Source organism: Oligella ureolytica DSM 18253, from assembly GCF_000373745.1.
Lineage (GTDB): Bacteria > Pseudomonadota > Gammaproteobacteria > Burkholderiales > Burkholderiaceae_B > Oligella > Oligella ureolytica.
In genome coordinates this window covers 106336-127675 of the sequence record NZ_KB892279.1, presented here as the reverse complement: position 1 = coordinate 127675, position 21340 = coordinate 106336, and the positions used below count along the sequence as shown (strand labels likewise).

19 protein-coding genes are annotated in these 21340 nt (G+C 44.8%); 15 read left to right on the top strand and 4 right to left on the bottom strand.

The window, feature by feature from the left end:
- Positions 1-34 precede the first annotated feature (34 nt).
- The 3 genes from B092_RS0100555 (at position 35) to B092_RS0100545 (ending at position 2033) form a co-directional block, all read left to right on the top strand.
- A complete protein-coding gene (locus B092_RS0100555; protein ID WP_018573295.1) occupies positions 35-592 on the top strand; it encodes a prealbumin-like fold domain-containing protein in 558 nt (185 codons plus the stop codon).
- Positions 593-762: 170 nt separating this feature from the next.
- On the top strand, positions 763-1299 hold the full coding sequence (locus tag B092_RS0100550; RefSeq protein ID WP_018573294.1) for a hypothetical protein: 537 nt from the start codon (positions 763-765) through the stop codon (positions 1297-1299).
- Between the two features lie 218 nt (positions 1300-1517).
- Positions 1518-2033: a hypothetical protein gene (locus B092_RS0100545; protein ID WP_018573293.1), complete on the top strand. Its 516-nt coding sequence runs from the start codon at positions 1518-1520 to the stop codon at positions 2031-2033.
- A gap of 87 nt (positions 2034-2120) precedes the next feature.
- Here the strand turns inward: B092_RS0100545 and B092_RS0100540 are convergent, their stop codons facing one another.
- Entirely contained in the window at positions 2121-2594 is a 474-nt protein-coding gene (locus B092_RS0100540; protein ID WP_018573292.1) for a hypothetical protein, read from the bottom strand.
- Positions 2595-2838: 244 nt separating this feature from the next.
- Between B092_RS0100540 and B092_RS0100535 the strand changes: the two genes are divergently transcribed.
- Positions 2839-3303, top strand: coding sequence for a ribonuclease domain-containing protein (locus tag B092_RS0100535; RefSeq protein WP_115148616.1), 465 nt, complete (start codon positions 2839-2841; stop codon positions 3301-3303).
- Entirely contained in the window at positions 3294-3722 is a 429-nt protein-coding gene (locus tag B092_RS13400) for a barstar family protein (RefSeq protein ID WP_018573290.1), read from the top strand. Before B092_RS0100535 ends, B092_RS13400 begins: the two co-directional genes overlap by 10 nt.
- Here the strand turns inward: B092_RS13400 and B092_RS0100525 are convergent.
- Positions 3697-4086 (bottom strand): DoxX family protein, encoded by a 390-nt coding sequence (locus B092_RS0100525; protein WP_018573289.1) that lies wholly within the window; start codon positions 4084-4086, stop codon positions 3697-3699. The two genes, B092_RS13400 and B092_RS0100525, sit on opposite strands and share 26 nt — an antisense overlap.
- Positions 4087-4217: 131 nt before the next feature.
- Positions 4218-6560, bottom strand: a complete 2343-nt coding sequence (locus B092_RS0100520; RefSeq protein ID WP_018573288.1) for an NADP-dependent malic enzyme — start codon at positions 6558-6560, stop codon at positions 4218-4220.
- Between the two features lie 503 nt (positions 6561-7063).
- Between B092_RS0100520 and B092_RS0100515 the strand changes: the two genes are divergently transcribed.
- The 10 genes from B092_RS0100515 (at position 7064) to B092_RS0100470 (ending at position 18801) form a co-directional block, all read left to right on the top strand.
- Positions 7064-9934 carry a 2-oxoglutarate dehydrogenase E1 component gene (locus B092_RS0100515; protein ID WP_018573287.1) on the top strand — a complete coding sequence of 957 codons (2871 nt, stop codon included), beginning with the start codon at positions 7064-7066 and terminating at the stop codon, positions 9932-9934.
- Positions 9935-10034: 100 nt separating this feature from the next.
- Complete coding sequence (odhB, locus tag B092_RS0100510) at positions 10035-11225, top strand: 2-oxoglutarate dehydrogenase complex dihydrolipoyllysine-residue succinyltransferase (RefSeq protein ID WP_018573286.1); 1191 nt, start codon at positions 10035-10037, stop codon at positions 11223-11225.
- A 79-nt stretch (positions 11226-11304) separates the two neighbouring features.
- Positions 11305-12735, top strand: coding sequence for a dihydrolipoyl dehydrogenase (gene lpdA / locus B092_RS0100505; RefSeq protein ID WP_018573285.1), 1431 nt, complete (start codon positions 11305-11307; stop codon positions 12733-12735).
- A gap of 144 nt (positions 12736-12879) precedes the next feature.
- On the top strand, positions 12880-13971 hold the full coding sequence (zapE, locus tag B092_RS0100500) for a cell division protein ZapE (protein ID WP_018573284.1): 1092 nt from the start codon (positions 12880-12882) through the stop codon (positions 13969-13971).
- Between the two features lie 30 nt (positions 13972-14001).
- Positions 14002-15396, top strand: a complete 1395-nt coding sequence (locus B092_RS0100495; protein WP_018573283.1) for a tryptophan--tRNA ligase — start codon at positions 14002-14004, stop codon at positions 15394-15396.
- Positions 15397-15416: 20 nt separating this feature from the next.
- Positions 15417-16121 carry an AzlC family ABC transporter permease gene (locus B092_RS0100490; protein WP_018573282.1) on the top strand — a complete coding sequence of 235 codons (705 nt, stop codon included), beginning with the start codon at positions 15417-15419 and terminating at the stop codon, positions 16119-16121.
- Positions 16118-16432, top strand: coding sequence for an AzlD family protein (locus tag B092_RS0100485; RefSeq protein ID WP_018573281.1), 315 nt, complete (start codon positions 16118-16120; stop codon positions 16430-16432). Before B092_RS0100490 ends, B092_RS0100485 begins: the two co-directional genes overlap by 4 nt.
- A 125-nt stretch (positions 16433-16557) precedes the next feature.
- Complete coding sequence (locus B092_RS0100480; RefSeq protein WP_018573280.1) at positions 16558-17751, top strand: benzoate/H(+) symporter BenE family transporter; 1194 nt, start codon at positions 16558-16560, stop codon at positions 17749-17751.
- Between the two features lie 18 nt (positions 17752-17769).
- Entirely contained in the window at positions 17770-18462 is a 693-nt protein-coding gene (locus B092_RS0100475; RefSeq protein ID WP_018573279.1) for a M48 family metallopeptidase, read from the top strand.
- Positions 18463-18540: 78 nt separating this feature from the next.
- Positions 18541-18801 carry a hypothetical protein gene (locus tag B092_RS0100470; RefSeq protein ID WP_018573278.1) on the top strand — a complete coding sequence of 87 codons (261 nt, stop codon included), beginning with the start codon at positions 18541-18543 and terminating at the stop codon, positions 18799-18801.
- 67 nt (positions 18802-18868) lie between these two features.
- Here B092_RS0100470 and B092_RS0100465 read toward each other — a convergent pair whose 3' ends face one another.
- Positions 18869-21280 carry a Tex family protein gene (locus tag B092_RS0100465; RefSeq protein WP_018573277.1) on the bottom strand — a complete coding sequence of 804 codons (2412 nt, stop codon included), beginning with the start codon at positions 21278-21280 and terminating at the stop codon, positions 18869-18871.
- Between the last annotated feature and the right edge of the window lie 60 nt (positions 21281-21340).

Genomic DNA, 21340 nt, shown 5'->3' with positions numbered 1-21340 from the left:
AGCCGTTAGGACTCATTTAATTTATATGCATTCTATGTTTAATATCAAAAATCTTAAGTTTTTACTGCTCGGTGCCGTGCTTATATTGACAGCCTGTTCAAGTAGTCCAAGACACGGGTTCTTCGACAAAGGAAGTCGCAAGCAGGTTGAGCGTGTGGCTTTTAATCCGGCTGACATAAAGCAGGGCTCGGCTTATGCGCAGCTTGTGGGGCGCGCCTATATTAGCGACTACAAAAGCTTTGGTGAACGCACCGGCGCATTGGTTGCTGTGATATTAAATCCGGTGTCGGGGACCAGCACCCAATGGTTCGAAGAGGTTTGTCGACGTGGTAATGTATTAACCGGGCCGGCAAATGAGCATTATCGTTCTAAAATTCGTACGGTCAAGACCAATCAATACGGGCAGTTTGTTTTTACCAATGTGCCTAGGGGTGAGTATTATCTTTCTGCCAGGATGTATTGGTTAGATACTCAGCCTTTTAGTGGGCCGGTGGAGTATGGTGGGTTAGTAGCCAAGCGAATTAAGCTGGATAGCTCGATTCATACGATTGATTTAAATGATTTTGATCGCTGTGAGCATTACTTTAATTAATTATTTTTATTGATTTAAAGGGTCAAAGTAAAAATTTATGTTGATTTTCTTGGCTTTCTTGTATAATTCAATTCAGTTAAGGTAAAGATTTAATATTGTCGTCTAACTAATTGAAATTTAAACTATTTTTTTGTTCTAATAACTTTAGAAGCTGTAGAGAGGATAAACTGATGTTTTCTAAAAGCGCTTTAAAAATTGCTGCACTATCAATGGCATTGTTTGGTTTAACTGCTTGCGAAACCTTTGCACCTAAGACCAATGGAGCATCCAACACAGAACAGTCGACTGTCGCTGCTAACGCGCAGCAGACCGCAGTGCCAGTGCTTGTTAAGCGTCGCGGTGAAAATGCCTTGGAAATTTATGTCGGCAGCACCGACGCTAAAAAGCTTGATAAAGAGCAGCGACTTAAAGCGGGAGATATCCATTATTACACCAATGGCATTACTTTAAAGCGCGAAGATATCCAAAATGCGTTTGTTGCTAAGACAATGGATGATCAGCCTGCCTTGGCATTGCGTCTAAAGCCTGATTCCATCGCTAAGTTATCCCAAGCTCGCAAGGGCTATAGTCACATTTTAGCCAGCATTAATGGCAATGTTGTTTCAACCGTTGAAGGTCGTCAGGGCGAATTGATGGATGGCGTTTTACTCATGCCAATGCCTACACTAGTCAGTGCGCGTGATGCAGCCGATTTGATTCGTCAGTAATCATTAGTGGACTTCGGCAGTTGTGTCGTTATAATGAGTTTAACGGTCTAAGCGGTAGTGGTCTGGCTTAGGCCGTTAAACTTTGAACACATTGTTTTATCATTCTTAACTTGAATAAATATTTTGGATGATGTAACTTTAAATTGTTTTGGTGTTACTGCAGCGATTAGAGCAGGCCAAACTTTTTAGTCTATAAAATCAAAGAGGACGCTTATATTATGAAATTATCTCGCAAACTAGGATTAGCGATTTTGCCCTTAGCTGTTGTTTTAGCTGGTTGCCAGACGACAGGTTCGACTTCTGGCTCAGCTGCTGATACGCAAGCAGTAGTTGAAGCCCAAGCCGCTTTACAAGTATACCAAGCCTCTGTGACTCCAGTTCAAGGTTTCCGTCCTGTACAAATTAGTGAGCAGCAAACTATCTATGTTTCAGCAGCCCCTGTGTTCACAGCTGCTGACGTTACTTCACACGATATTGTTGCCGATCAAAACAATAACGTCTACGTTGCTCTTAACGTGAGCGAGCAGGGTAAAGTAGCGTTAGATGCAGTGCCTGCAAATCGTGGTTACGCCGTTGCTGCTCTTAACCGTGCTTCTAATCAAACAGAAGCCGTTTCTTTCAGCGGTATCCGCCAAAGCGATAACTTATTCCTGTTCCGCGTAAATAGCGAAGAAGTTGCATCTGCTGTCGTAAATTCTGTATGGCCAGAGGCCAAACAAGCTGCTGCACAGTAATTTACACATTGCTCAGTTAGCAAAACAGCCTGTCAATTTGATTGAACAGGCTGTTTTTGATTGTGTATCAACGGCTCTATGGTTGGTTTAATTAGATAGGGCAGCTTCGCATTGCAATCTAAATTGTTCGACCATTTCTTGACGTGGTAAAAGCTGATCGCTTGGCGCATCTTCAATGCTTTGAGCAATCTGACTATACATTTCTATTTCTGTTTGACTATAGGCATCCAGCCCTGCTAAGTATTGACTGATCTCAGTTGTAGACTTGCCCTCGATGTGCATATCGTAAATTGCTCCAATCGTCTCTCCTGCGTTTTCACAACTGATCTCAGCGTCTTGCGCTGCCATGTTGTCTGATGTCGTGCCAAACGCTTCCTCAGGGCTGATTGCTATCGGTGCTTCAGGAGTCGGTTGTGGCGCTGCCGGTATGCCTGTTTCTTCTTGTGGCGGTACTTGTTGTTCGGCATCAGCGAAAAGGGTTTTGTCGAGAGCTGACCAACCCAAAAATCCTAAAATAGCGACAATTAGGACCAGAATTAGGAAATTGATAAGGGACTTCATGGGGTATCCTGTGAACTATATTTATAATATGTGTGCAAGCGTTGTGCAAACTTTGCTAGATTATAAAGTATGCTTAGACGCTATGGCTACGGTTATGAATAAAAATCATTACAACCTATGAGACAGCCTATCTAAATAATAATTCCCATATTTAAATTAAATTACAGGTTACAGGATAATGTCACAGTCTATTATTTTCAATAGGATTTTCTTAATTTTTATCAGTCTATTTATATTTTTTAATATGAGTAGCACCTATGCGATGGGGCGAGTGCAGTCTGATTTTGACGGAAGTGATTTGCCTTCATTAGAAGAAGCGAATCAGCGTTGCGAGGTCGTGTTGGCGATATTTAATCTTGAGAAATTGGATGGTCTGATTAATGTCATCGAGCTAAGCGGTATTGTCCGCTCACTGAGAGATGAGAATAAGCTGCCTGCTAAGTTTGTCACTAAGAATCAGGCACGAGAGTTGGGATGGCATCCGGGGCAGCCGTTTAATGAGATTGCCAAGCTTAGGGGCAAGTCTATCGGTGGTGATCACTTTGGAAATTATGAAAGACGCCTACCTGAGGGCAATTACCGTGAAGCTGATTTAGATTATTTGGGTTTAAAGCGTAATGCTAAGCGTTTGGTATATCAAGGGCATGAGGCTATGTATGTCACTATTGATCATTATGAGAGTTTTGAGCAGGTGCCGGTATGTTATTAAAATTATCGACAAAAAAAGCGCGTCGCTATAATGCACGTCAACTTAAAAAATGGCATGCGAAGAATCAAGCGGTCGCTGCCTATATAAAAACGCGTCAACAGGATTTAAAGTCAGATAGTGCCACGAAGTCAAGTGAGGATAGGGTGGCAATTGATTTAGACGGTATCCAGTCGCTAGATGATTTTTATCAGCGCTTAGTGGCTAAGGTTAAATTGCCAACTCATACCGCTATTAATTTGGATGCCTTGCATGATGTCTTGCTGGGTGATGTTGCAGAGTCGCTAGAGTTTCAGTGGGGGTCTGTTAGCGAGGATATGACTCGGACATCCGGGGCTTTAGAGGGTTTGAAGCGTATGCTGGATGATCTTACTAAAGCCCGAACAGATATCACGATTAATTATAAGGGCTATTCAAGCTAAAGCGACCGGCACCAATTAGCATGAGGCACAGTGCAGATGCTAAAAACATGTACTCGAGCCCAATGACTGCGCCACCGCTACTATTCAAGGCGGTGAGTCGCGGTGTGTGTACAAAGAAAATGGCTAATAACATACTAAAAGCAATGACTCCTGCTGCAGGTCGGGTGTAGAGACCGATGATAATCATGAGTGGAGCAATTACTTCGCTAATGTATACGCCATAGGCCAGAAATGGCGGTAGGCCGTATGAGTTGAGTGTATGGGGGATATGTCCTAAGCCGTATTTAACCTTATGGAATCCATAAAGTAATATTAAAATACCTAGTGTGACTCTAAGGATTAGTCTTCCCAAATCATATCCCATCTCAGTTTTCCTTTAGTTTTTCAAATGGCTTTAAAAATAAAACAATACAATAATAAACAAAAGAGGACCATAACAGGTCCTCTTTTTTGTCGTTACAGCAAAATTGAACGAGCTCTTATTTGCTATAAGTCCTAGATATCTTCAGCTTTTTTGCTGACAGACTGTAGCTTAGAGTCTACTACGCCTTCGGGTACTTTAGTTTCTCCCTGTGCGTCAGCCGCTGCTAATGTAGCCATATTAATAATGCGACGTGTTGTGGTGCTCGTGGTCAGAACGTGAATAGGCTTATTGCTGCCTAATAAAACGGGACCCAACACAATACCGCCACTCGTCATTTTGAGTAAGTTATAAGTGATGTTGCCGGCATCAAGGTTAGGCATGACTAAGACGTTGGCTTTGCCGCTAAGCGTACTATTTGGCAGTGCGGTGTGACGGATGCTTTCGGAAAGTGCAGCATCTGCATGCATTTCACCATCTACCTCTAAATCCGGTGCGATATTGGCAAGAATTTCTCGTGCCTTGGCCATTTTGATTGAGGAGGCAGTGCGGTGGTTACCAAAGTTAGAATGTGAAACTAGCGCAACTTTGGGTACCATGCCGAAGCGTTTGACCTTTTCAGCGGCCATCAAAGCAATTTCAGCAATTTGTTCTGCTGTCGGGTCTTCATTAATGTGGGTGTCACATAAGAAGAGCGTGTAGTCTGTCGTGAAAATCACGTTCATGGCTGCCATGGTGCCACTAGATAAAGTACTGCCATTGATGTCGCGAATGAAGTTGACTTGATTGTTAAAATCAGTACTGACGCCGCAGATCATGGCATCAGCATAATCAAGATCAATCATCAGTGCACCAATGATTGTATTGTGCTTACGGACCATGGCTTTGGCTACGCTCGGTGTTACGCCGGAACGTGCGCGCAGTTCGTGATAACGAGGCCAAACTTGGTTAAAACGATCGTCTTGTTCAGGGTCAACAATCTCTAAATCTGGGTGACCTAAATAGCGTAATCCTAGTTTTTTGGTGCGCATACGGATAACCTCCGGGCGACCAATTAAAATGGGTTTGGCAATTTTCTCATCGAGTACTGTTTGGACTGCGCGTAGTACTCGCTCATCCTCACCATCGGCAAAAATCACGCGTTGTGCCTGATTTTTTGCGATTTTCATTAGAGGGCGCATTAGTTGACTGGATTGATAAACGAAGGCGTTTAAACGTACCTTGTAGGTTTCCATGTCATCAATAGGTCGGGTGGCAACACCGCAATCCATTGCCGCTTGAGCGACTGCCGGGGCAATGGTAATAATTAAGCGAGGGTCAAACGGTTTGGGAATAATGTACTCGGGCCCAAAACTTAAATCCTCACCGGGATAAGCGCCGGCTACCTCATCATTGACTTCGCTCTGAGCTAATTCAGCAATGGCATGGACACACGCCATTTTCATTTCTTCGGTGATGCGAGTGGCGCCGACATCAAGCGCACCGCGGAAAATAAACGGGAAGCAAAGTACGTTATTAACTTGGTTTGGATAGTCGGAACGACCGGTTGCGACAATACAATCAGGGCGAACTTCCTTAGCGTCTTCCGGTGTGATTTCAGGATCGGGGTTAGCGAGGGCTAGGATCAATGGTTTGTCAGCCATCGTCTTAACCATGTTTTGTGTTAGAACGCCTTTTGCAGAACAACCTAAAAAGATATCGGCACCAGCAACCGCATCACCCAAGGTACGTAGTTCGGTTTGTTGGGCATAGCGCGCTTTGTTTTCTTCGAGGTTTTCTTCACGTCCCTCATAAATAACGCCGCGAGAGTCACAAACGAACATGTTTTCTTTTTTCAGTCCCAGTGCCACTAATAAGTCTAAGCAGGCAATGGCGGCTGCACCGGCACCGGAAACAACCAACTTAACCTCTTCGATGGACTTCTCTACTAATTTAAGACCATTCAATATAGCTGCAGCGGAAATAATGGCGGTGCCGTGCTGGTCATCGTGGAACACCGGAATATGAACACGCTCGCGCAATGCTTTTTCAATATAGAAACACTCAGGTGCTTTGATGTCTTCTAGGTTAATGCCTCCCAGTGTAGGCTCTAGCGCAGCGATAATATCAATTAATTTATCCGGATCATTTTCATTGAGTTCGATATCAAATACATCGATGCCGGCAAATTTTTTGAATAAACCGCCTTTGCCCTCCATCACTGGCTTAGCGGCTAATGGGCCGATATTACCAAGGCCTAGAACGGCAGTGCCGTTGGTCACAACACCGACTAAATTGGATCGTGAGGTAAAGCGTGCGGCTGCCTGGTCGCCGTCATGAAAAATCGCCATACAAGCAGAAGCAACACCAGGAGAGTAGGCAAGAGACAGATCGTCTTGGTTGGCGAGTGGCTTTGTAGGGACCACAGAAATTTTGCCCGGACGTGGAAATTCATGATAGTCCAAAGCCATTTGACTTAGTTTGTTTTTCTCAACCATAAAACTGACTCCTAGTAAATAATCCGCTAATGCATGAATACAGTATCTTACATAAGATTATAAGCTTTGTGTTAGGCTTCGGAATATTGGGGTAATCATAAGCAGTTGGTACAGTAGACAAGGTCGTGCCGAATAGATTTGTCGAAAACCCTATATTGGCATAGCTGATTTTTATTTTTATAGTATCAAATGGGACATATTTTGTGTTTTTTGCTCTGTGTGACTGTGCAACAACTATTTAGAGTGATCTGGTCATAGAGTGCGATTTATAAAGGTTCACCATCTTTTTTTATAGGAAAAAAATATTAGATTGATCTATACTACTATGAAGTATGTGTGCGGATAGTATCACTATATCCGCGCTAACTCTTGTTATGGCTTTATTTAATAAGGGCTAGTCCCTCGGGATACTTGCTATCCGCTTATCGGTGCAGGCCGTACGCGGAAGGTTAGATTAAAATCTGCATCCTTTTAGGGTGAAACACTCAAAACGGTGAGGCATAATGTCAACATTTTTAGAAAAAAATAACTCTTCTTACTTATTCGGTAGCAATGCTGCCTATGTAGAAGAGCTTTATGAGAACTATTTGGCCAATCCAAATAGTGTCGAGGAGTTTTGGCGTGATTACTTTGATCAGTTACAGCATCAGCCGGCGACTGACGGTAATTCAGAGACACGCGACCAAAACCATACAGCAGTGATTGCATCTTTTGCACAGAGAGCAAAAGAAAATCGTTTAGCAGTCAAAGCTGATAGGCAACTTTGCCTCGAAATGGCTAGTAAGCAACTTAAAGTCCAGCAGTTAATTGCTGCTTATCGTTCTTTAGGTTTGCGTCATGCACAATTAGATCCGCTGAAGCGCGCAGAGCGCCCCGAAATCCCGGAGTTAGATCCGGCGTTTTACGGTTTAACTGAGGCAGATGCCGAAGAAACTTTCTCAGCAACCAATACTTACTTCACAAAAAAAGAGCATATGACTTTGCGTGAGCTTTTAGAAGCTTTACGCAATACATACTGCCGTAGCGTGGGTGTTGAGTATATGCATGTCTCTGATCCTCAGAAAAAGCGTTGGATTCAGGAGCGTGTAGAGGCTTCTCAGTCCACAGAAAAATTAAACAATGACGACAAGAAGCGTATCCTTCAGCAACTAACAGAAGCAGAGGGTCTTGAGCGTTATTTACATACTCGCTATGTAGGTCAAAAGCGATTCTCCCTAGAGGGTGGTGAGAGCTTCATCTCTGCTATGGACGAGTTGGTAAACCACGCAAGTACCAAAGGCAGCCAAGATATCGTAGTCGGTATGGCTCACCGTGGTCGTCTAAACCTATTAGTCAACATCATGGGCAAGATGCCGAGTGATTTGTTTGCCGAGTTTGAGGGCAAACAGGACGGTGATCTGACTGATGGTGACGTTAAGTACCATAGCGGCTTCTCCAGTGATTTGGATGCCCGAGGCGGCCCAATTCATATGACCCTAGCGTTTAACCCGTCTCACCTTGAGATTGTTAATCCGGTCGTTCAGGGTAGTGCCCGCGCTCGTCAAGAGCGTCGTGGTGGCAATACTGAGCAAGTGATCCCTGTGTTGGTTCACGGTGATGCTGCTTTTGCCGGTCAAGGGGTGGTACAAGAGACGCTTAATATGTCTCAGACTCGCGGTTACTCTGTTGGCGGTACCATTCATGTAGTGATTAACAACCAGATTGGTTTTACTACGTCCGACCCACGTGACTCACGTTCTACGCTTTATTGTACTGACGTCGTCAAGATGATTGAGGCACCAGTATTTCATGTCAATGCCGATGACCCAGAAGCAGTGACTTTTGTTACTCGCTTAGCCGTAGACTACCGTCAGGAGTTTGGTAGTGACGTCGTGATTGACATTATCTGTTTCCGTAAATTAGGTCATAACGAGCAGGACACACCGTCTTTGACTCAACCGTTAATGTACAAAACCATTGCGAAGCACCCGGGTACTCGTCAGCTTTACGCTGATAAGTTATTAAACCAAGGCGTACTCGAAGAGGGTGAGTCCGAGGCGATGGTCAAGGCCTATCGTCAAATCATGGAAGAGGGCAATCGTACCGTTGAGCCTGTACTAACTGACTACCACAGTAAGTTTGCGACTGACTGGACACCATTCCTAGACGCTAAGTGGACTGATCATGCTGAGACTGCCGTTCCAATGGCTGAATTAAAGCGATTGGGCGAGGCTATTACCACCATCCCTGAGAATTTTGTTCCGCATCAGCTGGTTAAGCGACTGCTTAGAGACCGTCGTGCGATGATCGATGGTGAGATCGATTTAGACTGGGGTATGGGTGAGCATTTGGCCTTTGCCAGTTTGCTTGCCAATGGTTACCCAATCCGTATTACGGGTCAAGACTCCGGTCGTGGTACGTTTACGCACCGTCATGCAGTATTTCACGAGCAAAATCGTGAGCGTTGGGACGAGGGATATTACGTTCCATTAAGTAATATTTCCGAAAAACAAGCCAACTTCACCGTGATTGACTCTGTTTTGTCAGAGGAGGCAGTCTTAGGTTTTGAGTATGGTTATGCAAGCGCAGAGCCAAATACTTTGACCATCTGGGAAGCTCAGTTCGGTGACTTCGTCAACGGTGCACAGGTAGTGATTGACCAGTTTATCGCGTCCGGTGAAGCGAAGTGGGGTCGTCATTGCGGTTTAACTCTGATGTTGCCTCACGGTTATGAGGGTCAGGGTCCTGAGCACTCTTCTGCACGTATCGAACGTTTCTTACAGTTATGTGCTGACCACAATATCCAATGTGTACAGCCTACCAATGCTGCACAGATTTTCCACTTGCTTCGTCGTCAGATGATTCGCAAGTTCCGTAAACCTTTAGTGATCTTCACGCCAAAATCTTTATTACGCAGCAAAATTGCTACGTCACCGCTAAAGGACTTCACCGAAGGTGAGTTTAAAATGGTGATTGGCGAAACTAACACCGAGATTAACAAAGATAAAGTTAATCGCTTGTTGGTTTGCTCTGGCCGCGTTTACTCTGATTTAGTAAGCAATCGTGCAGAGCGTGAGATTGATGATGTGGCTATTATCCGTGTTGAGCAATTGTATCCTTTCCCTCACAAGGAGTTTGAGGCAGAGTTACAGCAATACCCTAACCTTAAGGAAATTGTTTGGGTACAAGATGAGCCGCAGAACCAAGGACCTTGGTTCTACATTCAGCATCATATTTACCAAAATATGTCAGCAGGTCAGAAGTTGAGCTATGCCGGTCGTGCCGCGTCCTCTTCACCTGCCGTAGGATATCTAGCACTGCATAATGAGCAGCTAAAATCATTGCTCGAGCAGGCGTTTAGTCCGCGTTTACGTGGTTTTACGCTCACTAAGTAATATTCGGCACAGGCCTTAAAAAATCTTAAGGCCTGTTGATGATTTAAAAATTTAAAAGCACATTATTAAAGTTATTAACATCGCTTAAAGGAACAAAATTATGTCAATCGTAGAAGTTAAAGTACCGCAGTTTTCTGAATCCGTATCCGAAGGTACGTTGATGGAGTGGAACAAGCAGGTCGGTGAAGCAGTGTCTCAAGATGAAACGCTGATTGAAATTGAAACGGATAAAGTGATCATGGAAGTACCATCTCCAGCGGATGGTGTGTTAGTTGAGATTATTGTAGAAGGTGGTTCAGACGTAGAGTCTGAGCAGCTATTAGCTAAAATTGATACTGCCGCTTCTGCTACTGCAGCCGCTCCTGCCGCTGAAAAAGAAGAAGCTGCTCCAGCGCCAACAGCTGCCGTTGCTGCTAATAAAGGTGATGTTGCTTCTCCTGCTGCTGCAAAAATCTTATCTGAAAAGGGTCTAAGCGCTTCTGATATTGAGGGCTCGGGTAAAGATGGTCGTGTGACTAAAGCTGATGCCCAATCAGCTCAAAAAGCTGCTCCAGCGGCAGCACCGGTAGAAATCGCTCAGTCTCTAGACGGCCGTCCGGAGCAGCGCGTACCAATGACACGTTTACGTGCTCGTGTTGCTGAGCGTTTATTAGCATCTCAACAAGAAAATGCGATCCTAACTACGTTTAACGAAGTCAATATGAAGCCGGTGATGGACTTACGTGCTAAGTACCGTGACCAATTCGAAAAAGAGCATGGCGTACGTTTAGGCTTTATGTCTTTCTTTATTAAGGCTGCCGTTGCTGCTCTTAAGAAGTACCCTCTACTCAATGCTTCTATTGATGGTAACGATATTGTTTACCACGGTTACTTTGATATCGGTGTGGCGGTTAGCTCACCACGTGGCTTAGTGGTACCGATTGTTCGCAATGCAGATCAACTATCTTTAGCTGACATTGAGAAGACAATCGCCGAATTCGGTGTTAAAGCACGCGAAGGCCGTTTGAGCATCGATGAGTTAACCGGTGGTACCTTCTCTATCTCTAACGGTGGCGTCTTTGGTTCAATGATGTCTACTCCTATTATCAACCCGCCTCAGTCTGCCATTTTAGGTGTACACGCAACAAAAGAGCGTCCGGTTGTTGAAAACGGTGAAATCGTTATTCGCCCAATGAACTACTTAGCGCTTTCTTATGACCATCGTCTGATTGACGGTCGTGATGCTGTGTTAGGTTTAGTAGCGATGAAGGATGCATTAGAAGATCCTGCTCGTTTACTATTAGACCTATAAACCATAGAGGTTAATTATCAAACGCCCCACTAAGCCTTGTGCTTTCGGGGCGTTGTTGAATAGAGATTAGGATAGAGTAATGAGTAAAGAGTTTGATGTAGTAGTTATTGGTGCAGGTCCCGGTGGTTATGTTGCAGCGATTCGCGCAGCACAATTAGGCAAAAAGGTTGCTTGCGTAGATTCATGGGTTGATGAGTCAGGCAAACCGAAACCGGGTGGTACGTGTACGAACGTTGGTTGTATCCCTTCTAAAGCTTTATTGCAATCTTCTGAGCATTATGAGCATGCCAAAGAAGGTTTTAAAGAGCATGGTATCGAGGTTTCTTCCGTTAAGATGAAAATCGATCAGTTCTTAGCACGTAAAAACACGGTAGTTCAACAAAATAACGACGGTATTTTATTTTTATTCAAAAAGAATAAAATTGATTTCTTCTCCGGTCGTGCATCTTTTGACGGTAAAGCCGATAACGGTCGTTATAAGATTGCTGTTGAGGGTAAAGACAACGCTGAGCTTACAGCTGAGCATGTCATTATCGCGACGGGTTCTGAGCCACGTGCTTTGCCCGGTGTAGAGTTTGATGAGAAGCAAATTTTATCTAATACCGGTGCTTTGGATATTCCGGCAGTGCCTAAGCGTTTAGGTGTGATTGGTGCCGGTGTCATTGGTCTTGAGTTAGGTAGTGTGTGGCGTCGCTTGGGTGCCGAAGTCACCGTACTAGAGGGCATGCCTAAGTTCCTAACCGTCGCTGATGAGGGTGTTGCCAAGGAAGCTGCCAAGATCTACAAAAAGCAGGGCTTGGAAATCGAAGTTGGTGCCAAGGTTGGTGGGGTCAAAAAGACGGCTAAGCACGTTACCGTTAGCTATGAAAATGCTAAGGGTGAGGCTCAGACCTTGGAAGTTGATAAGTTAATTGTGTCTATCGGTCGTGTGCCTACCACTGAGGGTTTAAATGCTGAGTCTGTCGGTCTTAAGATGGATGAGCGCGGCTTCATTGAGGTAGACGATAATTGTCAAACTAACTTGGCTAATGTTTGGGCAGTCGGCGACGTTGTCCGCGGTCCGATGCTTGCGCACAAAGCTGAGTCTGAGGGTGTTGCGGTAGCTGAACGAATTGCCGGTGAGCATGGTCAGGTTAACTACAATACCATTCCTAGCGTTCTTTATACCTCTCCGGAAATTTCTTGGGTTGGTAAAAACGAGCAACAGCTTAAGGAAGAGGGTAGAAAATATAAAGTCGGTCAGTTCCCATTCTTAGCTAATGGTCGTGCGCGTGCCTTAGGTGATACCAACGGTTTTGTTAAAGTGATCGCTTGCGCTGATACTGATGAGGTGTTGGGCGTTCATATCATTGGTCCACAAGCGTCTGAGCTAATTGCAGAAGCAGTTGCCATTATGGAGTTTAAGGGCGCAGCGGAAGATATCGGACGTATTTGTCATGCTCACCCAACTCTATCTGAGGCACTTAAAGAAGCTGCTTTAGGGGTTGATAAGCGTAGCGTTAACTTCTAATCTTTTAACTATTGATTGTCACATTGATCGGTATTGGTGGACCTGTTTCACCAATACTCGATAGGCTGATAGTTACTGTGTGCAATAGATGCCCTATATTGAGTAAGCTTAATTAGGGCATTTTTTTATTATTTATAAAATTTTATGAATGTTATTCATCATTATCGTAAGGCTCTAGCTGAGAAAAACTATGTTGCCGATGCTGCTCAAGAAAAAGCGATTATGCGTCTGCAGGATCTTTTTGAAGAGTTAATCGATTTTAAAGATCAGCGTAATGGTTTTCTAAAGCGTATGATCAATCGTCCGAATGTGCCAAAGGGTGTGTATTTATGGGGCGGTGTAGGGCGCGGTAAAAGTTTCTTGATGGATTCTTTTTATAATTATTTACCGTATAAGCGTAAGGTGCGTATTCATTTTCATGAGTTTATGCGCAGTATTCATCAGCAAATGCAGGCGATTAGAGGGACAGAGGATCCCTTAGGCGTGGTGGCTAAGCGTACGGCAGAAAAGTATCGTTTGATATGTTTTGATGAGTTTCATGTGTCTGATATTGCTGATGCAATGATTTTACACCGCCTACTTGAAAAGCTTTTTGAGTACGGCTGCACCTTTGTTATGACCTCAAATTATGAACCATCGACTCTTTATCCGGATGGTTTACACCGAGACCGTATTTTGCCGGCGATTGCACTGATTAAAAAGAAAATGGATATTATTAATGTCGATACGGGTGTTGATTATCGCCGCCGTACTTTAGAGCAAGTGCCGCTTTATTATCGACCGCTGACTGCTGAAAATCGACAGGCGATGGAAGATTTATATAAAAAGATTAGCGGGCAGTCCCTTCAGGAGGCGATCTTAACGATTGAAAATCGACCGATGAAGGCCTTGGGTGTTGCTGAGAATGTTGCTTGGTTTGATTTCAAAACACTCTGTGAGGATAATCGCTCACAAAATGACTTTTTAGAATTAGCCACTCGATTTGAGACCATTTTTTTATCAGATGTTCCAAAAATGACTGCTGCGCAAGCGTCACCGGCACGTCGTTTTACTTGGTTGATTGATGTACTGTATGACTACAATGTAAAACTTGTCATGAGTGCTGAGGTTGAGGCAGCTGAACTGTATACAGAGGGTGTATTATCTAATGAGTTCTTCCGTACCGAGTCGCGCATCACTGAAATGCAATCTAAAGAATATATGCAGCGCGAACGTCGTAGTTACGTTAAGCTTTAATATTAAATTACATAACGGAGTCTGTTTCCAATGAGTGCTAAGACAGAGCAAAGCAAAGTTCAACGAGTATTAACCGGGGTGACCACCACAGGCACACCTCACCTTGGTAATTATGCGGGAGCTATTCGTCCTGCGATTGATATGAGTAATCAACCGGATGTTGATGCTTTTTTCTTTTTAGCGGACTATCACGCCTTGATTAAGTGTGATGACGCGGATCGCGTTGAGCGTTCACGTTTGGAAATTGCTGCCACTTGGTTAGCAGCCGGTTTAGATACCGATCGAGCGACCTTTTATTGCCAGTCGGATATTCCTGAAATTCCGGAGCTTTCTTGGATTCTGACGTGTTCTACCCCCAAAGGGGTGATGAATCGTGCGCACGCATACAAGGCCAGTGTTGATGCCAATGAAGCAGCGGGTGTTGAGCCGGACGATGGCGTGACCATGGGTCTTTATTCTTATCCTATCCTGATGGCAGCTGATATTTTAATGTTCAATGCACATAAGGTGCCGGTTGGCGCAGATCAGATTCAGCACATAGAAATGGCTCGTGATATTGCTCAACGATTTAATTACCACTACGGCAAGGGCAACGAGTTCTTTGTCCTGCCCGAAGCGCAAGTTGATAATGAGGTAGCTACCTTACCGGGCTTGGATGGTCGTAAAATGTCTAAGAGTTACAATAATACCATTCCACTATTTGAAGGGACGGCCAAAGATTTACAACAAGCCATTGCGCAGATTAAAACAGATTCTAAGTTACCGGGAGAACCTAAAAATCCGGATGATTCTAATCTGTTTGCCATTTATCGTGCTTTTGTTGAACCGGCTAAGGCTGAGGCCTTTGCTCAAGAGCTGCGAGAGGGCTTAGGGTGGGGTGAAGCTAAGAAAATGCTTGGCAATGAACTTGAAACAATTATTGCGCCAATGCGTGAGCGCTATGTAGAGTTGATGGCGAAGCCTGAGCAAATCGAAGAGATTTTATTAGCCGGTGCGGAAAAAGCCAGAAAAATTTCTCAACCATTTATTCAAGAAATTCGTCAAGCCGTAGGCCTAAGACGCTTCCATGCCATTGGCAGTGAAACACCAAATAAAGTCAAAGAGAAGACTACCAAGAAATCCGTTAAGACGCCGCGTTTTGTCAGTTTTAAAGATGACACAGGGCAGTTTATGTTCCGTTTAATCAGTACGGAGGGAGAGGAGCTGTTGCGTTCGGTTTCTTTCCCTAACCCACAAATTGCAGGTCAAGAAATTAAAGCACTGCAAAGTGACCCTGGTGCAATTGAGTTTACGCTGGTCAATGATCTTTATCAGCTATCGCTTAATGGGCAGTTAGTGGCAGTCGCAGTCGATGAAACCGAGGTAGGTGCCGAGGTTTGGAAGGCTAAACTGTTAAATCAACTGGCTTTATTTAGCGCTGAATAAGCAGTCATTGCAGGGTTGGGATGAGTTCTAAAAACATACAATTAACGGCTCAGGAGACTTGGGTAGCATTTAAGGAAATGCTACCCATTTCCGTGTTTGTGCTGATTTTTGGACTGGCGTTTGGGCTGGCTTCCATACAGACCGGTGTCAATGGGTTCAATACGGTGTTGATGAGTGCCTTAGTGTTTGGAGGAGCTTCGCAATTTGCTACCTTGGAATTATGGGGGCAGTCTATTTCCGTGATGCCACTTGTGGTGACGGTGTTTTTTATTAATGCACGTCATATCTTAATGGGCGCTTCACTCTATCCTTGGCTTAAGGACATTCCGACGGTTAAGCGCTATTGTTATATGCTGGTCATTTCTGATGCGAATTGGGCTAAAGCATTGCCTAAGTATCAACAAGGTCAATCCGGTTTAGCCGATATTGTCGGTGGTGGTTTAGCTTTGTGGTTAATGTGGATTATCGGCACCTGGTTAGGTATTTACTTTGGCTATTTAATTGAAAATCCACGAGTTTTCGGTTTGGATATGGTGATGGCTTGTTTTTTATTAACCATGGTAATGAGTGGCCAAAAGAGCTTAAGGATCGTAGTGGTTTGGATTGTGGCCGCGATCGTTGCTATCTTAGCTTATTGGTATTTACCGGAAAATATGCACGTGGTCGTCGGTGCACTTGCTGGTGGTTTAGTGGGTGTATTTTGGAAGGAAGGTGTTAAGTCATGAACTGGGAAATAAGTACGACACATGCTCTCCTTATTGTCCTGATTATGGCGGTGGTGACATTAGCGACACGTTGGGGAGGTGTTTTTATTATGTCTTTTGTGCCAATTAGTGATGGAGTACGTCGCTTTATTGGTGCTATGTCCGGTTCCGTATTAATTGCCATCTTGGCTCCGGTCGCAGTAGAAGGGGACCTGGGAGCAAGGCTCGCTCTGTTGACGACCTTAGTATTAATTTTAATAGTAAAAAGACCGCTCATCGCTATCTCCTCAGGCTTTCTGATGGCTGCGTTGGTGCGGTATTTTATGGGCTAAACGGTAAGTCCTAACGCTAATCAAAGCCGTTAACCATAACAGGTGTAAAGCCGTATAGTAATAAGTTATGTTGCTGGGTACAATTTTAGGCTTTAAGTCTGATTAAAAACAAAACGAGACCATGAATGCTTAAAGACATTTCTCTATCTGCTGTTGTTGCGGGCTTATTAGCCGTAATCATTGCCTACGCTGGCCCATTAATTATTGTCTTCCAGGTAGCAACACTGGCAGGTGTCTCCACCGACATGATGATGAGTTGGGTTTGGGGTATTTCTATGGGGGTGGGCATTAGCGGAATTTTTCTCAGTTATGTCTCTAAAATGCCAATCATGACCGGTTGGTCAGTTCCCGGTACGGTTTTATTACTCTCGCTTTTTCCCACTCTGACAGTGCCGGAAATGGTCGGCGCCCATATGTTGGCCGGACTGATTATCGTGTTAATCGGTATCTCCGGAAGTTTCGATAAATTGATGGCTTGGATACCGCAGGGTGTCGCCGGAGGAATGTTGGCCGGTCTATTATTCCAGTTCGGCGCGGCCGCGTTTAATACCATCGGCAGTTCACCGCTGTTGTTAGTTTTGATGTTAAGCGTGTACTTATTAGGTAAGCGCTATTTTTCACGTTATAGCATTGTGGCGGTGTTTGCTACCGGACTGCTCTTTGTTATTGTCACCGGGCAGCTACATACTGAGCAATTTAATTTACAGTGGGTGACGCCTCAATTGATTGTGCCGGAGTTTAGTGTTTTCAGCATTTTGAGTTTGAGTATCCCCTTGGTCTTAGTGAGCTTAAGTGGTCAATATTTACCCGGTATGGCGATTTTACGGGTGGATGGTTATCGCAATGTGAAGTCCAGACCCATCATGGTCGTCACGGGTGCCACTTCCGCGCTTAACGCCTTAACAGGTGCGCCGAGTATTGTTTTAGGAGCAATTAGTGCGGCGATTGCGACAGGACCCGATAGTCACCCTAATCCGGATAAACGCTACATTGCAGGTATCAGTAATGGTGTCTTTTATATTATCGGTGCATTTTGTACCAGTGCAATCGTGACCTTATTTGCCGTTTTTCCGGCAGAGTTAGTGGCTATTCTCGCCGGTTTGGCGTTGATGAGCTCAATCAATGGCAATATTGTGTTGGCGGTTGAGGATAAAGAAAACCGTGAAGCAGCGTTACTGACCTTTATCGCAACAGCCTCAGGGATGAGTTTTTTAGGATTGGCTTCGGCATTTTGGGGGATAGTGATTGGTATGGCGGCGGCCTTATTGTTTAATCCTAAACTGAGAGCAGGGTTCAGACCTTTGTTGTTCAAACGTTAGGGCGCTATAATTCCTCTCATGGAAATTATTCAAGTTGACTCAATTGATATTCAATTACACCGTAAAGCGATAAAGAACCTTTACATACGTGTTAAGCCGCCTGTCGGGCAGGTAACTGTATCTATTCCTAAGCGACTGAGTGATAGGGTAGTGATGCAGTTTATCACTGAGCGTCTGCCATGGATTCGGGAGCAGAAGAAAAAGTTTATCCATTATGAAGTACCGCTAGCATACAATTATATAGAGGGCGAAACGCATTATTTATGGGGTGATGCCTTAAAGCTAAAGATCATTGAACGTCACGCTAAGCATGAGCTCATCAAAAGGCAAGATACATTGCATTTGTACGTACGCCCGGGCACGACCACGGCAAAGAAGGCCTTGGTCGTAGAACGTTTTTATAAAGATGCTATTACTGAGCAACTAGGGAAGCTAGTCCCTAGGTGGGAAGAGAAAATGTCGATAGCGACGCCGGAAATTCGTCTTCGCACCATGAAAACGCGCTGGGGTAGTTGTAGAGTCGATGGCAAAAGGATTTGGCTTAATACAGAATTGGCCAAAAAGCCGCTGGAAAGTTTAGAGTACGTACTGGTTCACGAGATGGTTCATTTATTTGAGCCCAGTCATAATCATCGCTTTAAGGCGTTGATGGATAAGTTTTTACCGGATTGGCGTGATCGTCAGCGGAGATTAAATCATCATGCATTGTAAGTTTTGGCGTTCACAATAAGGCAACTTACAGGTATCATAAGCCTCTTATTTAACGAATATCAAGGATATTTTATAGACATGGCCTTAACTTCCGTTTCAACCGCTTTAGTTGTTTTGGGCGTGATTGTCGCCTTTTTTGGGGTGTTTTGTTTTGCTACTTTATACGTAAAGCCCAGTGGTAAAAATAAAGAGCAGCTAGAGCGACTGACACCGGAACAAATCGAGCAAGGCATGAAAAAAGCAAAACAAGCTTTTATAATTTTCATTGCGGCCGGTGTTTTGATCTTACTGATTGGCTGTGTGTTAAAAGTTTTTAGCGGTCACAGCGCCGGTGTTTAAATGCTAAAAAGCAGGCTATCAGCCTGCTTTTTAGTTATTAGTCTTTTGAGGTCTTAGCGACTCAAATCTACTTTTTTAGTTTGGCAAAGGCTGCTGCCATCGCACCCATTGGTTCGGCTTCGCGGCGTCTCTGTCTCTGGCCACCCTGATGAGAGCCTCTAGGATTGCCTTTATTGGTACTGCTGCCTTTGCTATCACTGCGGGCAGAGCGATGATGATTATTGCCGACTCCCGGCTCGTCATCTAAGCGCATACTGAGGTTAATACGATTGCGCTCTACCTCAACATCCATGACTTTGACTTTGACTGTTTGACCGACACGGACCACTTCCCGAGGATCTTTGACAAACTGGTCAGATAAGGCAGAGATGTGAACCAGGCCGTCTTGACCTACGCCAATATCAACAAAGGCGCCGAAAGCAGCGACGTTGCTTACGACACCCTCTAAAACCAGACCGGGGATCAGATCGCTAATAGACTCGATACCTTCTTGGAAATTGGCGGTTTTGAATTCTGGGCGAGGGTCGCGACCGGGTTTTTCTAATTCATTAAAAATATCTTTTACCGTCGGTAAACCAAATTTCTCATCGGTAAAATCAGTCGGTGAAACGCCTTGAAGGGCCGCTGTTTGACCCATAATATCTTTAATGTCGCGCTGGATTTTTGCTAGAATACGCTCAACGACGGGGTAGGCTTCAGGGTGAACGGCCGAGGCGTCCAGTGGGTTATCACCTTGTTGGATACGCAAGAAACCGGCAGCCTGTTCAAAAGTCTTTGGACCAAAACGAGCCACATCAAGCAGCTGTTTGCGGTTGTTAAAGGCGCCGTGATTATCACGCCATTCCACAATGTTTTTGGCTAAGGTACTGTTTAAACCTGATACACGGGCCAATAGTGCTGCAGAAGCAGTATTGACATCGACGCCAACGGCGTTGACACAATCTTCGATGACTGCGTCCAGAGAGCGAGCGAGTTCGCGCTGGTTCACATCATGCTGGTATTGACCGACACCAATGGCTTTAGGCTCAATTTTGACCAGTTCAGCCAAAGGATCCTGTAAGCGACGGGCGATTGAGACCGCACCACGCAAGCTGACATCTAAATCTGGAAATTCTGTGGCCGCTAGTTCAGACGCAGAATAGACTGATGCACCGGCTTCTGACACGACGATCTTTTTGACTTTATTCAGATTAAAGTCTTTGATTAATTCATTGACTAAACGTTCAGTCTCACGCGACGCTGTGCCGTTACCGATCGCGATTAAATCAATATGATGTTTAGCGACTAACGCAGCCAGGGTATTCAGGCTGCCTTGACGATCTTTGCGTGGTTCAAAGGGGAAAATGGTGGCTGTATCAAGTAGTTTGCCCGTGGCATCAATTGCGGCTACTTTCACCCCGGTACGAATGCCGGGGTCAAGACCGAGAACGGATTTAGGACCGGCAGGTGCGGCTAATAATAAGTCTTTTAAGTTGTCGGCAAATACCTTAATGGCCTCTTCTTCGGCGCGTTCGCGTAGTTGGGTGATGAACTCGCTTTCAAAGGCAGTCAATAGCTTGACACGCCAAGTCCAACGAGCAACGTCAGCAAGCCACTTGCCGCGAGGAGAAGCCATCGCTTCAAACTCAGCATCTAAATCTAAGTAGTCGGCGATACGCGCAACACAAGGATGGGGCGTTTGCTCCTCATCTTCCACCTGAAGACCAAGGCGGAGATCTAAAAAGCCTTGTTGGCGACCTCGCAGCATCGCTAAAATACGATGTGAAGGCAGCGTAGCTAAGCGTTCACTAAAGGCGTACCAGTCGCGGAACTTATCACCTTCCTCCTCTTTGCCTTCAACGACGCTCGAATATAAAAGACCTTGTGTGGAAAGGAACTCACGCATCTGTGCCAATAAATCGGCATCTTCGGAGAAGCGTTCAGCTAAGATATCGCGGGCACCGTCAAGCGCTGCCTTAGTATCAGTGATCTTATGCTCTTCGTTGAGGTAGTCGGCAGCTAGGGCCTCAGGAACAGCGTTTTTATCTGCTAAAATAGCATCTGCTAATGGCTCGAGGCCTGCTTCAATCGCGATTTGAGCACGTGTGCGTCGCTTAGGCTTGTAGGGGGCGTATAAGTCCTCTAGGCGCTGCTTGGTATCGGCAGCCATGATGGCAGAATACAGCGCAGGACTGAGCTTTTCTTGAGTATGAATAGATTCTAAAATAGCCAAACGGCGCGCTTCCAACTCACGAACATAGAGTAGACGAACCTCCAGTTGTCGTAAGACCGTATCATCTAAACCGCCGGTTATTTCTTTGCGATAACGAGCAATAAAGGGAACGGTAGCGCCTTCATCCATTAATCCGACGGCAGCAGACACTTGGTTGGCTCTGACCGATAGTTCATCAGCTAATTGCTGAATAATACGGCTACTATCAACTTCCTGTGGAATGTCCAATGATGAATTTTCAGGGCGTTGGCTTACAGATTCTGTCATTTCACTCTCAAGTATTTAATTTAGTAAAGCTAGTCATTTTGCCATAATTAGGTAGCCAAA